This window comes from Flavobacterium ginsengiterrae (genome assembly GCF_039539785.1).
Taxonomy (GTDB): domain Bacteria; phylum Bacteroidota; class Bacteroidia; order Flavobacteriales; family Flavobacteriaceae; genus Flavobacterium; species Flavobacterium ginsengiterrae.
In genome coordinates this window covers 31,871-46,437 of sequence record NZ_BAABDU010000006.1, presented here as the reverse complement: position 1 = coordinate 46,437, position 14,567 = coordinate 31,871, and the positions used below count along the sequence as shown (strand labels likewise).

General features: G+C 33.4%; 15 protein-coding genes. 6 read left to right on the top strand and 9 right to left on the bottom strand.

The features are described from left to right. From ABD859_RS16365 to ABD859_RS16345, 5 genes are all read left to right on the top strand, one after another. Entirely contained in the window at window positions 1-981 is a 981-nt protein-coding gene (locus tag ABD859_RS16365) for a hypothetical protein (RefSeq protein WP_345145667.1), read from the top strand. A 76-nt stretch (window positions 982-1,057) separates the two neighbouring features. Further along, entirely contained in the window at window positions 1,058-3,187 is a 2,130-nt protein-coding gene (locus ABD859_RS16360) for a vWA domain-containing protein (protein WP_345145666.1), read from the top strand. Window positions 3,188-3,241: 54 nt separating this feature from the next. Continuing rightward, complete coding sequence (locus ABD859_RS16355) at window positions 3,242-3,829, top strand: LURP-one-related/scramblase family protein (protein ID WP_345145665.1); 588 nt, start codon at window positions 3,242-3,244, stop codon at window positions 3,827-3,829. Between the two features lie 113 nt (window positions 3,830-3,942). Then, a complete protein-coding gene (locus ABD859_RS16350; RefSeq protein ID WP_345145664.1) occupies window positions 3,943-4,659 on the top strand; it encodes a 3-ketoacyl-ACP reductase in 717 nt (238 codons plus the stop codon). Between the two features lie 136 nt (window positions 4,660-4,795). Then, entirely contained in the window at window positions 4,796-5,305 is a 510-nt protein-coding gene (locus ABD859_RS16345; protein ID WP_345145663.1) for a hypothetical protein, read from the top strand. A 58-nt stretch (window positions 5,306-5,363) separates the two neighbouring features. Here the strand turns inward: ABD859_RS16345 and mtaB are convergent, their stop codons facing one another. Next, entirely contained in the window at window positions 5,364-6,698 is a 1,335-nt protein-coding gene (mtaB, locus tag ABD859_RS16340) for a tRNA (N(6)-L-threonylcarbamoyladenosine(37)-C(2))-methylthiotransferase MtaB (protein ID WP_345145662.1), read from the bottom strand. A gap of 504 nt (window positions 6,699-7,202) precedes the next feature. On the opposite strand from mtaB, the gene ABD859_RS16335 reads away from it, so the two are divergent. Further along, entirely contained in the window at window positions 7,203-7,727 is a 525-nt protein-coding gene (locus tag ABD859_RS16335; RefSeq protein WP_345145661.1) for a hypothetical protein, read from the top strand. Window positions 7,728-7,805: 78 nt separating this feature from the next. Here the strand turns inward: ABD859_RS16335 and ABD859_RS16330 are convergent, their stop codons facing one another. The 8 genes from ABD859_RS16330 to ABD859_RS16295 all read right to left on the bottom strand — a co-directional run bounded on the left by ABD859_RS16330 (window position 7,806) and on the right by ABD859_RS16295 (window position 14,492). Further along, window positions 7,806-8,333 (bottom strand): GNAT family N-acetyltransferase, encoded by a 528-nt coding sequence (locus ABD859_RS16330; protein ID WP_345145660.1) that lies wholly within the window; start codon window positions 8,331-8,333, stop codon window positions 7,806-7,808. Between the two features lie 5 nt (window positions 8,334-8,338). Continuing rightward, the gene (locus tag ABD859_RS16325) at window positions 8,339-9,142 is read right to left on the bottom strand and encodes a Cof-type HAD-IIB family hydrolase (RefSeq protein WP_345145659.1); all 804 of its coding nucleotides are present in this window, start codon (window positions 9,140-9,142) and stop codon (window positions 8,339-8,341) included. Window positions 9,143-9,225: 83 nt separating this feature from the next. Continuing rightward, a complete protein-coding gene (locus tag ABD859_RS16320) occupies window positions 9,226-9,444 on the bottom strand; it encodes a putative signal transducing protein (protein WP_345145658.1) in 219 nt (72 codons plus the stop codon). Window positions 9,445-9,527: 83 nt separating this feature from the next. Next, on the bottom strand, window positions 9,528-10,145 hold the full coding sequence (locus ABD859_RS16315; protein WP_345145657.1) for a hypothetical protein: 618 nt from the start codon (window positions 10,143-10,145) through the stop codon (window positions 9,528-9,530). 39 nt (window positions 10,146-10,184) lie between these two features. Next, window positions 10,185-10,850 carry a DEAD/DEAH box helicase gene (locus ABD859_RS16310; RefSeq protein WP_345145656.1) on the bottom strand — a complete coding sequence of 222 codons (666 nt, stop codon included), beginning with the start codon at window positions 10,848-10,850 and terminating at the stop codon, window positions 10,185-10,187. A gap of 49 nt (window positions 10,851-10,899) precedes the next feature. Further along, window positions 10,900-12,063 (bottom strand): sigma-54-dependent transcriptional regulator, encoded by a 1,164-nt coding sequence (locus ABD859_RS16305; protein ID WP_345145655.1) that lies wholly within the window; start codon window positions 12,061-12,063, stop codon window positions 10,900-10,902. A 102-nt stretch (window positions 12,064-12,165) separates the two neighbouring features. Then, a complete protein-coding gene (locus tag ABD859_RS16300) occupies window positions 12,166-13,482 on the bottom strand; it encodes an ABC transporter permease (protein WP_345145654.1) in 1,317 nt (438 codons plus the stop codon). An 80-nt stretch (window positions 13,483-13,562) separates the two neighbouring features. Beyond that, entirely contained in the window at window positions 13,563-14,492 is a 930-nt protein-coding gene (locus tag ABD859_RS16295; RefSeq protein ID WP_345145653.1) for an ABC transporter ATP-binding protein, read from the bottom strand. Window positions 14,493-14,567 lie beyond the last annotated feature (75 nt).

The window sequence follows — 14,567 nt, the reverse complement described above, 5'->3', positions numbered from 1 at the left end:
ATGGACAATCAAGATAAAATATTTAACAAATTCAAGGAAGCTGCAGATAATGCAGAAACCAAAGACTTTCCGGGAATGGAAAAAGTCTGGTCGCGCCTTGAAGACAAACTTGACAGAAAAGTAGATAAAAAGAATATTTCTTTATGGAAAAAAATTGCTGTAGCGGCTTCTTTCCTTTTAGTAATCTCTTTAGGATATCAGTTTTTAAAAACAAATAAAAAAGACATTCTTGTAACTCCTAAAGTGGTCGTTAATGAAGAAACTCAGGAAACAATTGAAAATCCTGATTTAGAAAAAAATAAAGACGTAGTTTCCGCAGATTCACAATTAGTTCCCAAAGAAGAAGCCGTAAAAATTCTGGACAAGCAGATTAAAGAACAGAAAAATGTAGCGATTCAGGAAATTCAAGCTGCGCCAAATGCTGCTTCTGTTCCTCCAATCGAAGCTGAAGCTGCCAGTTATGATGCAGTTATAGCACCAGCAGCTGCAATACGTGCAGAAGAAGCAAAAGATGAAGAAGAAAAAATTGAGGCCAGATCTAAATCAAAGACAGAACCAAGTTTTGGATATGCAAAAAAAGCTGCCGCTAGAGAAACTTTTAGTATTCCGGCAGAAAAACAAGTACAAGCACCTAAAAAAAGCGCTCCTTTGGTTGTTATTAACGGCAATGCCATGTCACACAGCGACGATGCAAAAAGAAACAAAATGATTCAGGGCGAATTAAACAATATTAACGCCGAAAATCTAGATTCTCTCGTTGTACTGGATTCACCTTTGTATATCATCGACGGAATTTATTATTCTGAAAATGATTTATTCGGCACAAATCCAAGCAGTCCTTATGCGCCGTTAAATCAGCAGGACATAAAAACCATAACCATTTTGCAGGATTTAGAAGCCACAGCAAAATATGGAGAAAAAGGAAAAAAAGGAGTTGTTATAATTACCACAAAAACAGGAAAACCGGCTCAGAAAAAATAGCCTTCAAAAAAATCCCTGCCAAAGTTTAAAAGCTTTGGCAGAAAAAATCCGAACATTAATTTAAAAACTTACTATCATGAAAAGTCTAAAACTTATTTCATCAGCCATTGCTATGCTTATTTGTTTCGTAACCATGGCGCAAGAGAGAACCATTACAGGAACTGTTACAGATACCAATTCGCAGGCACTTCCGGGCGTTAGTGTCTACATAAAAAAAACAAAAAAATCTGTCGCTACAGATTTTGATGGAAAATACAGCATTAAGGCTCAAAAAGGAGATCTTTTGGTTTTTTCTTATGTTGGCATGAATAGTGAAACCGTCCCTGTAAAAGATTCTAATGTCATCAATGTGATATTAAAAGAAAGTGCAAATCAATTACAAGAAGTTGTCACGGTGGGTTACGCATCTTCAAAAGCTAAAAGAAAAATGGCAAAAGAATCGCGAATGATGGTTCGAGCCGCAGCTCCGATAGCTCAAATTGCTTCTAACAATTATTATACTCCGGCTCAAAGTGTGTCTATGAAAAATGGTGAATCTGCTGCTCCTAAAAATGAACCCTTATATATTGTTGACGGTGTGACAATAAAAGCAGATCAAATGGCAAAAATTAATCCAAATGACATTAATGAAGTTAAAGTTTTAAAAGATGAATCTGCCACATCACTTTACGGAAACACAGCTGCAAACGGTGCTGTTGTAATTGTAACAAAAAATGAAATCTATAAAGATCTTTCTGAAAAAGAATTGGATAAAAAACTAAATATTATTAGACCAATTCCTTCTGAACCAACTCAGGAAGATTATGACACTTTTGTAGAAAATGCTTTTGAGAGTCCAAAAACAGCTCCGCTTTCTACTTTTTCTATTGATGTAGATAATGCGTCTTATACCAATATCCGACGTTTTTTAAATAACGGACAAGAAGTTCCAAAAGATGCCGTGCGTGTAGAGGAAATGGTCAACTTTTTTAAATACAATTATCCACAGCCAAAAGATCAGCATCCGTTTTCTATTAATACAGAAGTGAGTGATTCGCCTTGGAACTCAAAAAACAAAATTTTGAAAATTGGTTTACAAGGAAAAAATATTCCAACAAATGATCTTCCGGCATCTAATCTTGTTTTTTTAATTGACGTTTCGGGCTCAATGAGCGACATGAATAAACTGCCGCTGCTAAAACAATCTATGAAAATTTTGGTAAACGAATTACGTCCTAAAGATAAAGTTGCTATTGTTGTATATGCAGGCGCTGCAGGAATGGTTTTAAAACCAACTTCTGGAGATGAGAAAAAAACAATTATTGACGCTCTTGATCAATTACAGGCCGGAGGAAGTACAGCCGGAGGCGCAGGAATTGAACTGGCTTATAAAATTGCTGCAGAAAATTTTATCAAAAACGGAAACAACCGTGTAATTCTCGCAACCGACGGTGATTTTAATGTGGGAAGTTCTTCTAATTCTGATATGGAAAAATTAATTGAAGAAAAGAGAAAAACCGGCGTTTTCCTAACTTGTTTAGGATACGGAATGGGCAATTATAAAGACAGTAAAATGGAGACGCTTGCCGATAAAGGAAACGGAAATTATGCTTATATCGATAATATTCAGGAAGCTAATCGCTTTTTAGGAAAAGAGTTTAAAGGTTCCATGTTTGCGATTGCAAAAGATGTAAAAATTCAAATTGAGTTTAACCCAAAACAAGTTCAGGCTTATCGATTAATTGGTTATGAAAACAGAAAACTTCGTCCGGAAGATTTTAAAAATGATGCCATCGACGCAGGAGAATTAGGAAGCAATCATACTGTAACGGCTTTGTATGAAATAATTCCGGCTGGTGTAAAAAGTGATTATTTAAATGTACAGCCAGATGAATTAAAATATACAAAAACTGAAACTAGTTCGAATAATTACAACAGCGAATTAGCAACAATAAAATTCCGCTATAAAAAACCCGATGGTGAAAAAAGTATCGAAATGGTTCAGACAATTGATAATAAATCGGTTGCATTAGATAAAGCAAGTGATGATTTAAAATTCAGTTCGGCCGTTGCCTGGTTTGGATTAAAACTTAGAGACTCAAAATTAATTGCTGATAAATCATCTGATGAAATTCTAAAATTGGCAAAACAAGGAAATTCAAACGACAGCGAAGGTTACAAAGCCGAATTTATTCGTCTTGTTGAAACTTCTAAACAGTATAATTAATAAAAATTATATTACATTTGGGCTTTATTCGAAACACTAAATTATTACAAACGTATGAATCCAATTTTAAGCCAAAATCTATTTTTAGTTAAAGAACATATCGGAATGTTTAAAGCTGCAAACAACTACGACATTTACGATCCGCAGACGAATCAGATTATTATGAACTGCCGAGAAAACAATCTTGGTTTTTTCACTAAAGTTTTTCGCTTTACTGATTATAAAAGAGCAACGCCTTTTAATATTGAAATCACAACCGCTTCTGGCGAAAAATTAATTTCTGTAAAAAGAGGAGTAGCAATTTTTCGTTCTACAGTTGAAGTTTTTGACGAAAAAGACAGATTAATTGGAACCTTCAAACAAAAGTTCTTTTCTATTGGCGGTAAATTTGATATTCTGGATAAAAACGAAAAACCTGCTGCAACTTTACAGGGAAAATGGACAGGATGGGATTTTAAATTCTCACACGAAAACAAACAACTTGCACAGGTTAACAAAAAATGGGCAGGATTAGGAAAAGAGTTTTTTACAAGCGCTGATAATTATGTGCTTCAAATTGAAGAAACTGTAGCACCAGACAGTCCGCTTAGACAATTAATCCTTGCAGCAGTAATGTGTATTGACATGGTTTTAAAAGAATAAGAAAGTTGTTAAACTTAGATTAAGAAAACAATTAAAAGCATCATTTTAGTTTTCAAAAACTTTATTTTTGTAGGACTTAAAATGATGCTTTCTGCATTTCTAAAACATAAATCATGACAGACTTAAAAAATAAAAATGCGCTTATTACAGGTGCTGGAAAAGGAATTGGGAAAGCCGTTGCCATTGCTTTGGCAAAAGAGGGCGTAAATTTAATTCTGATTTCAAGAACCCAAAGTGACATTGATCAGCTGGCAGACGAAGCTTCAAATCTTGGTGTAAAAGCTTTAGCTCTTTCAGCAGATGTTTCTGACATTAATTCTATTAATTCTGCTGTAGAAAAAGCTTTGGCACAATTTAAACATATCGATATTTTAATTAACAGCGCCGGAATTGCGTCTTTTGGAAAATTCCTTGAATTAGAACCTGCTCAGTTTGAAAAAATCATTCAGGTAAACCTAATGGGAACGTATTACACAACGCGTGCCGTGATTCCTAATATGATCGAAAGACAAGCCGGAGATATTATTAATATTTCATCGACTGCGGGTTTAAACGGAAACGCATTAACAAGTGCTTACAGTGCTTCTAAATTTGCTGTTTTAGGTTTAACTGATTCTTTGATGCAGGAAATGAGAAAACACAATATTCGTGTTACGGCTTTAACTCCAAGCACCGTTGCGACTGACATGGCAAAAGACTTAAACTTAACAGACGGAAATCCTGAAAAAGTAATGCAGTCTGAAGATATGGCTGATTTAATTATTGCACAGTTAAAATTAAACCGAAGAGTTTTTATTAAAAACAGCAGCATTTGGTCGACTAATCCTTAACAATTAAATTTCAAAAAAAATAAATTCCAAATTCCAATTGCCTAACTTTAAGAATTAGAGTTTGGAATTTATCCCGAGACTTCGGGATTGGAATTTCAACAACATTTGGGATTTAAAAATTGAAATTAAAAAAAATATGGAACAATATTTAAGACAATTAATTGCCATCGAATTTCAGGATAAAAAAGAAATTTTTACCGGTTTTCTTATTGATTATTCTGACGATTGGATTTTACTTCGCAACAATCCTGTTGATTTTATTCTGGATGGTTATGTAATTCTAAGAAACAAAAATATTGAAGCCGTTCACAGAGATCAGGATCTTGCTTTTACCGAAAAAGTAATCCGTTTGAAAGGTTTAAAAACAAATGCCGAAGATATTATTCCGATTCGCGATTTGAATTCGATTTTAAAATTCATCGACGGCCGTTACGGTATTTTTCAAATTTCAAAAAAATCAGCAAAATCGGCTTATTTAGGAAAATTAATTGCTTTAACAGATGAAGAACTAACAATTAATTTTCTGGATACCAGAGGACAATTTGGAGGCGAATTAGAATTCAATCCTGAAAAAATCAGAGTTATAGAATTTGATACGGATTACATTAATTCTTTGAAACTGATAATTTCTGAAGATCAGAAGTAATTATAAAAATAAAAGCCTCTTTTTTAAGAGGCTTTTGTTTTTTTATTTAGATAAGCTTTTATGCTTCTGCTAATTTATTTAGAAATTCCATGCGTACGCTTCCGTCTTCATCAATCTTTGTTAAATTAATTTCGTGCAGCGTATTTATCAATTCCGGATTCCAAGGCGTTTTTACCTTAACATAGTTTTCAGTAAATCCGTGAATATATCCTTCTTTATTTTCGCTTTCAAAAAGCACGGTTCTGTTTGTTCCTAACTGGCTTTCGTAAAAAGCACGACGCTTTTTTACCGACAGCCCGCGCAGCATTTTACTGCGTTTTGCTCTTACGTTAGCAGGAACAACTCCAGCCATATCTGCAGCTTCTGTATTATCTCTTTCAGAATAGGTAAAAACGTGTAAATATGAAATATCCATTTCATTCAAGAAATGATATGTTTCTAAGAAATGCTCATCTGTTTCGCCTGGAAAACCAACAATTACATCAACGCCAATGCAGGCGTGCGGCATAACTTCACGAATTTTATTAACACGATCTGTATAAACTTCACGCAGATAACGACGTTTCATTAATTTTAAAATATCGTTGCTTCCGGATTGTAACGGAATATGAAAGTGTGGTACAAAAGTTCTGCTTTTTGAAACAAATTCGATTGTTTCATTTTTCAATAAATTAGGTTCAATAGATGAAATACGAAGACGTTCAATTCCTTCAACTTTATCCAAAGCCTGAACTAAATCAAGAAAAGTATGTTCGTGTTTTTTGTTTCCAAACTCACCTTTTCCATAATCGCCAATATTTACACCGGTTAAAACAATTTCTCTAATATTTTGAGCCGAGATTTCTTTAGCATTTTTCAGTACGTTTTCCAGCGCATCACTTCTAGAAATTCCACGCGCTAGAGGAATTGTACAATAGGTACATTTGTAATCGCAGCCGTCCTGAACTTTAAGAAAAGCACGTGTACGATCGCCAATAGAATAACTTCCTACATAAAAATCAGCTTCAGAGATTTCGCATGAGTGAACTTCACCCATATCGTTTTTACTCAAATCATGAATATAATCTGTTATTTTAAATTTTTCTGTAGCACCCAAAACTAAATCGACACCATCAACAGCCGCTAATTCTTCAGGTTTTAATTGCGCATAACACCCCACTGCAGCCACAAAAGCTTTATCGTTAAGTTTCATTGCTTTTTTTACAACCTGCTTAAACTGCTTATCAGCATTATCTGTTACAGAACAAGTATTAATGACATATATGTCTGCAACATCTTCAAAATCGACACGATCAAAACCTTCATCATTAAAATTTCGGGCAATGGTAGACGTTTCTGAGAAATTCAATTTGCAACCAAGCGTATAAAAAGCAACTTTTTTTCTATTTTCCATAGGAATACACTACATTTATAGTGGTAAGATATTATATTTACATCTCTTTTGAAGAGTTTGCAAATTTACATACAATATTCTTTAAAATAAAATCAATAATATACTATATATCAACATTTTGCATTAAACATCTATTTTAGTGTGTTCTTAAAAAGTATATTATTAAAAAACGTTCACAATTTTTTTAATGCCAATGCAGAAAATCAAATTTTGATTCGATAAGAATAAAATGACAAAAACATCGATTAAGTGCAAATTTTATCGATTAAGTGCGTTTTTTTGATTTTTAAATTTAAATTTTCTTACATTTAACTTTGTTTAGATATTTTACGAGATTTAATTAGAAATATAAAAAAATTAAGTGTTTATATTAATATTATAACAAATCATACATAACAATTTTGAATTTCAAACGTTATGTTGTTGTTTTGTTATTAAAAAACCGAATGGGAACGCCGAAAACCAGAAAGAGTAGGCAAAAATTAAAAAAATTAAAGCTCCACTATGAAAGCATTTTTACCCACAATCTGCTTGATGTTCTTAACCATTTTTAGTTCGCAAGCGCAAACTAGTGCTCCGGCTGCAACTGCAAATCCATTTCCTTCTATCAGTACTTTAACAAATTGGGCGAGTTTAAATTCACAATCACAATTTGATATTGCTATTCGTGCAGTAGGATTTAAATTTGAAGTAAAGGAACCAGGTGAAGGATCTACAGCTTATACTTATATCCGTAAAGTAACTGTAAACGAAGTAAACTATACTGATAGAATTGTGTACAGAATTACAAACAACAATTCAGCAAGTATTATTTCATTAGTAACTGCTTCTACTGACTTAGTAAGTTTATATACTCCGCAATTGGCTACATTTAAAAATAACAATTGCAAAACTGAAATGTCTAAAGATAAAAACACTACTTGCAGCTGCTACGAAAGTGCAAACTTTGCAATCGACCTTTGCGACGAACGTGTAAAACTTACAATGGGTGACGGAAACAAGTATTTTGTTTCTGTAGCTAAAAAATAAATTCAAAAGAACTACGTTTTCCAAATCTTTGCAGGCTTCTGTAAGCTTTCAAAGATTTGGAACGCATTTCTTTTAAATCTACAAGTTTGGATTTTTCATTTCATACCAGACTTCTGTTTCTCCTTCATATTCAAAAGAGTTTACATAGTGTAAGCCTAGTTTTTCGAGAATTTTTCTTGAGTTTTCATTCCCGGCGTCTGCATACGCATAGAGCGCATCAACTTTCATTTCGTTAAAAGCATAATTTACAAAAGCTTTTCCGGCCTCTGTAGCATATCCTTTTCCCCAATGTTTTTCTATAAAACGGTAGCCGATTTCGTAAAAGTTTTTATGTCCGTTTATTTCATCTGTAATAAACTTTATTCCGGACCAGCCTAAAAATTCATTGGTTTCTTTAAGAATAACAGCCCATCTTCCTGTTCCAAAATCTTTATATTGTTTTTGAACAAAATGAATATATTCGATACTTTCTTCAATATTTTTTACAGGATTGTTACCAACAAATAAATGTACTTTTGGATTCGAATCCAATTCAAACATTCCATCAGCATCAGAAAGAAGTAATTCCCGCAATAATAAACGATCTGTTTCAATTGGATTTTTCATAAAATTTAATTTAAGATATATTTCTGTACTACTTCTGCCACTCCATCATTATTATTTGAAGCTACGATTACATCAGCCTTATCACGCAACTCCGGCGTTACATTATCAACCCAGACACCAAGTCCGGCATATTCGATCATAGTCAGGTCATTTCCTGCATTTCCAACAGCAATAATTTCACTTTGAAGAATCCCCAGCTTTTCGGCTAAAAGTTTTAAACTCGCTGCCTTATCAATACCCAGTTGAGCAACTTCCAGAAAAAAAGGTTTTGAAGTTGAAACACTTAAATGAGGCATAAAATCAATAAGATCTTTTTCTACCGTTTTTAAATATTCCGGATCTTGCAGTAAAATACATTTTACGACGGGTCTGTCTACATAATCCTTAAAACTTGAAACTTTACGGTGAACCATTCCCGTAATTTCTTTTTCGATGTCAATATATTCTGAATCTGTTTCGCTGATTATTTCATCATCTAAATACGTTATAATATGTGTATTCATTTTAACACTGTAATCGTATAAAGCATGAATTTGTTCGACAGTTAATTTCTGTTCAAACAAAACTAAATCGTCTTTTGCACGGCTTATTATGGCTCCGTTAAACGAAAGTATATACGAATCGTTTACATCAAGCTGTAATTCTTTTGCGTAAGAAGTCATTGCAATAGTTGGTCTTCCTGAAGCTAAAACTACATAAACACCTTTTGCCTGAGCTTCTAATAATACTTTTTTATTTAAATCTGAAATTTTGTGGTCGTCTGTCAACAAGGTATCATCCATGTCGAGAACTAGCATTTTGTATTGCATATTTTTTAGTTTTCAGTATTTAGTGTTCAGTCTTAGCAGACAGCCTAGTAACTGTTTACTTAAATACCGAACACTAAACACTTTTAAAGGCTCATTCTAAATTCTTCGATAACCGGATTTGCTTTTGCAAAATCTGTTTCCTGAATAAAAATCTCAACAGCCAGATCTGTACCGCCAAAACCTCCTAAACGGGCTGATTGAATGTTATCTTTTTTTACTGTCTCTACTCCAGCTTCTTCTAATCTTTCCTGCAAAGCAATAGCAAGTATTTCGCTTCCTGAATACACTTTCATTAATCCCATAGCGTTTATTTTTTATTTGATATTAATTGATTTTGAATTTTAATCGCAATATTTAAACTGAATACTGACATTGCGAACTGAAGCTATTTCCTCTGATATTCGTAAGTCAAATTATAATCTGTTCCCGCCCAAAACAGAAACAGAAAAGCGCCATTGTCAGAATGCGCCTCATTAACTAAAAGATTGCCGTTTTTAGTCAATCCTATTCTTCTTTTATTGTTATTAACACCTCCCAAGAGGTACGGAATTCCACTGGATTTTGAATATTTGTTGTCGAGATAAAACATTCCTTTTTTATATTTCCCCGAAAGAATTGTATCTTTTATAACAGTATTATCTTCATATACTTTTACAGATAACAAATTTGCAGTCTGAAACTTAAGATTTATAGAACGATTATGATTTTCGCTCCTGCGGTATAAATTCTTTTTGTAACTGTAATTTGGCGTAACCATAAATTGGTAAGCATTATTGGTAACCAAAGAATCCGGAAGTGTTTCATTTAATTTAACTTCTTCCGGAACTTTATCTTTATATTTCATAATAGGATTGAGAGCATAACTTCCCTCAAGTTTAGAAATATTTTCTTTTTCCAGATTTTGAAATTCTGCTTCAAATGCTTTTTTTGAAAAGCTGGCACAACCCAAAAAACTTGTTGTAATAAACATTGTGATTAAAAAATATACAGGATGTTTTTTCATTCGCTTTCTTATTACAAATTCAAGTTTCTATAAGTATTTTTATTCTTCTTCCTCGATATCGTCTTCTTCTTCGTCAAGTTCTTCCTCGCCTTCTTCATCCATATCAAACAAATATGGTTCAATAAGCATTTTATCTGCTAAAATCTCGATACGCTCTGTTAAGGTTTCTGCAAAAATCAAACGCTGGGTTTTAGCAATACTGTTAGAAATACGCATAATTTTAGGCTCATGGCGTAATTTCAAAATTGGATCAGCATCATCTAAAATAAACATTTTAAGACGATTAACATTATATCCTGCCGTGCTGAACATTTCATTTAGTTTCGTTGGCGTTCCAATTAAAACATCAATTCCTGTAGAAACATAGTTTTTATCGTAATCCATGTCACCTTTATCATGTACGCCGTAAACTTCAAGATTGGTATATTTTCCGTACTTCTCAAAAAGCTCTTCCATTGCCAGAACTTTTTCCTTGTCTTCAACAATAATCAAAGCACGGGGCGATTCTTCATTTTTTCCTACCAGTTGCTGAATTACATTCAAAACAATTGCAGTAGTTTTTCCGGTTCCATCTGGAGAAATAACAATGCAGTCAGCTCCGCTTTTTATGGTCGAAAAAGTTTCCATCTGCAAAACATTTGCTTCCGTTAAACCATTTTCAATTAAAGCGTCTTGTAATTTCTCGTTTATTTTTTTAAGTTTCATTTCTAAATTTTAGATTTATGATTTTAGATTTCAGATAAAATCTACATCATTATTTGCTTGCGAACATTTTCACATCATTTTCCGAAATTTCGTTCCCTCCTAAGATAATCAATCTTTCTACAACATTTCGAAGTTCACGAATATTTCCTGTCCAATCATATTCCTGTAATAATTTAATGGCTTGCGCCGAAAAAGCTTTAACAGCATTTCCTTGTTCAGAAGCTATTTTTTCTGCAAAATGTGAAATCAAAGCCGGAATATCGTCGCGTCTTTCATTTAATGGCGGTACTTTAATCAAAATTACCGCTAATCTGTGATATAAATCTTCACGGAAACGGCCTTCAGCAATTTCTGTTTTTAAATCTTTATTAGTCGCTGCAACCACACGAACATCGACTTTAATATCTTTATCTGCACCAACTCGCGTAATCATACTTTCCTGCAAAGCGCGTAACACTTTGGCTTGCGCCGAAAGACTCATGTCACCAATTTCATCTAAGAAAATAGTTCCTTTGTCTGCCGCTTCAAACTTCCCTGCACGATCTTTCACTGCCGATGTAAAAGCTCCTTTTACGTGTCCAAACAATTCACTTTCGATTAATTCGCTCGGAATCGCCGCACAGTTTACTTCGATTAAAGGAAAATTAGCACGTTCGCTTTTTTCGTGTAACTGATGTGCCACTAATTCTTTTCCAGTTCCATTTGGTCCGGTAATTAAAACTCTGGCCTCGGTTTGAGCTACTTTATCAATCATTACTTTAATATGATTAATAGATTCGCTCTCGCCAACCATTTCATAATTTTTGCTGACTTTTTTCTTTAGAATTTTATTTTCTACAACTAATTGTTTTTTGTCTAAAGCATTACGAACTGTATTTAATAAACGATTTAAATCAGGTGGTTTTGAGATATAATCAAAAGCTCCTAAACGCATGGTATGAATTGCAGTTTCCATATCGCCATGACCCGAAATCATCACCATAGGAATTTCTGGTTTTATTTTTTTTACTTCTTCTAAAACCTCAACACCATCCATTTTGGGCATTTTGATATCGCACAAAACCAAATCGTAATCGTTGTTTTTTATTTTTTCAAGTCCAGCCGCTCCATCTTCAGCTTCATCTACCTGATACGAATCATTTTCTTCTGATAAAATTTTTACCAAAACTCTTCTGATCGCTGCTTCGTCTTCTATAATTAGTATTTTACTCATTTTTTTTTTTAGGTTCAAAGGTGCAGAGGGACATAGGGACAAAGGTTTTATACAGAGAAAAACTCTGTCACTTTGTTACTTTGAAACTTTGCAACTGTAAAATTAATATTTAAGCCATTTATACAATTCTTTCCACGTTGGTTTTTTGCCGTACATTAAAATACCTACACGGTAAATTTTAGCAGCAAACCAGACAACAAGAAAGAAGGTTGCAAACAATAATGATACCGAAATTGCAATTTGCCACCACGGCACACCAAAAGGAATACGCATTAACATTACAATTGGCGACGTAAGCGGAATCATTGAAAAGATTACGGCAACGCTTCCGTGCGGATCATTTACAACAGTAAAAAATCCGATATAAACACTTAAAATTAAAGGCATTAATATTGGCAGAAGAAACTGCTGTGAATCCGTTTGATTATCTACAGCTGCCCCAATTGCAGCATAAAATGAACTGTATAGAAAATAGCCCCCAACAAAATAAATTACAAATCCAATTATAATGCTGGCAATAGGCAGATTCCATAATTCGGCAATGTACATTTGTGCCGATCCTGAAAACTCGTGCTGTGCCGACTGCATTAATTCTGGTGAAATTCTTGCTGTTGGCCCAACATTTACGCCAAAAAATGCCGAAGCTGCAAACATTAATCCTAAACCAATAATCGCCCAGATTATAAATTGTAAAATTCCTGCCAAAGAAGTTCCGACAATTTTACCAATCATTAATTGAAATGGCTTTACAGATGAGATGATGATTTCGATAATTCGGTTAGTTTTTTCTTCGATTACGCTTCTCATGACCATATTTCCGTAAATGATAATAAACATCATAATCAAATAACCAAATGCACCGCCAATTCCTATTTTGATTTCGTTTAACCCTTTCAGACTTTCTTCTCCCGAAGCTTTTACTAAATGAATATTAACATTAGATTGTGCTTTTTGAATCGCAAGCGTATCTAATTTTGCTTCTTCAAGATTTAGTTTTGTGATTTTATTTCCAATAATATCTTGTGTGTTTTCAATAAAAGAAATACTTGGACTATTGTTCGAAATAAATTCGATTTTACTTTCTAAATCTTTTTTATCGCTTGTTTTTGGAATAACGATCAGGCCGTTGAAACTTTCCTTTGTAATACTATCTTTAAGTGCTTTTACATCTATTTCAGATAAATTATAGTATTTAAATTCAGAACCTTTTTTGTTTTCCTTTAAAAAATCGGCAGCAAAAAGTCCAGTTTCGTCATGAATAGCAATACGTTTTGTTTCTGCTTTCATTGAACTTAAATAGCCAATAAAAACGGCTATCGCCACAAATAACAGCGGACTCAAAAATGTCATGACAACAAAAGATTTATTGCGGACTTTGGCAATAAATTCTCTTTTTATAATCAACGAGATAATGCTCATAAATATTTTTAATTTTTAAAACTTCAAATCTCAAATTCCAAACTATACAATTGGATTTTGAAATTTCTATTTTGGAATTTTTAAATTTTATTTTCTGTTACTGTTTGAATAAAAATATCGTTTATGCTCGGAATTTTTTCTACGAAATGTGTTACCTGTCCGCGTTGAGTCAAAACATTTAATAATTCATTTGGCGCAGCATTTCCTATTTGAATGTTTAGTTTTAAATCATCGTTTAGTGATTTAAAGCTTGCAGGCGAAACAGTAAATTTTTGTGTAATATCATACATTAATCCTTCAACATTATTTGTCAGGATTCCAACTTCGAAACTATTGGTTCTAAACTGGCGTTTTACATCGCCGATTTTCCCTTCGATTAATTTATTTGATTTATGGATCAGGGCGATATTTTCGCAGAGTTCTTCAACACTTTCCATTCTGTGTGTCGAAAAAATAATGGTTGATCCCTGTTCTTTTAATGCCAGAATTTCATCTTTAATAACGTTTGCATTTACAGGATCAAATCCAGAGAATGGTTCATCTAAAATAAGCAGTTTTGGTTTATGCAGTACGCATACCACAAACTGGATTTTTTGTGCCATTCCTTTAGAAAGTTCTTGAATTTTCTTGTTCCACCAGCCTTGAATTCCTAAACGATCGAACCAATAATCCAATTGTTTTTTGGCTTCGGATTTAGAAAGTCCTTTCATTTGCGCCAGATATAAACACTGCTCTCCTACTTTCATAGAACTGTATAAACCTCTTTCTTCCGGAAGATAGCCAATGGTCTGTACATGTTTAGGATTCAGTTTTTCTCCATCAAGAATTACTTCACCGCTGTCCGGCATTGTAATTTGATTTATAATTCTGATCAGGGAAGTTTTTCCAGCTCCATTTGGACCCAAAAGTCCATATATACTGCCTTTTGGCACATTTAATGAAACTTCGTTAAGCGCTACATAATCGCCATATTTTTTTACGACTTTGTGTACTTCGAGTAAGTTGCTCATTTTATTTTTAGGTTTTCTTTCTTGTGGCTTTTTATTTTGGCCAACAATCTGTAAAAGTAAATAATTCGCGGCGAA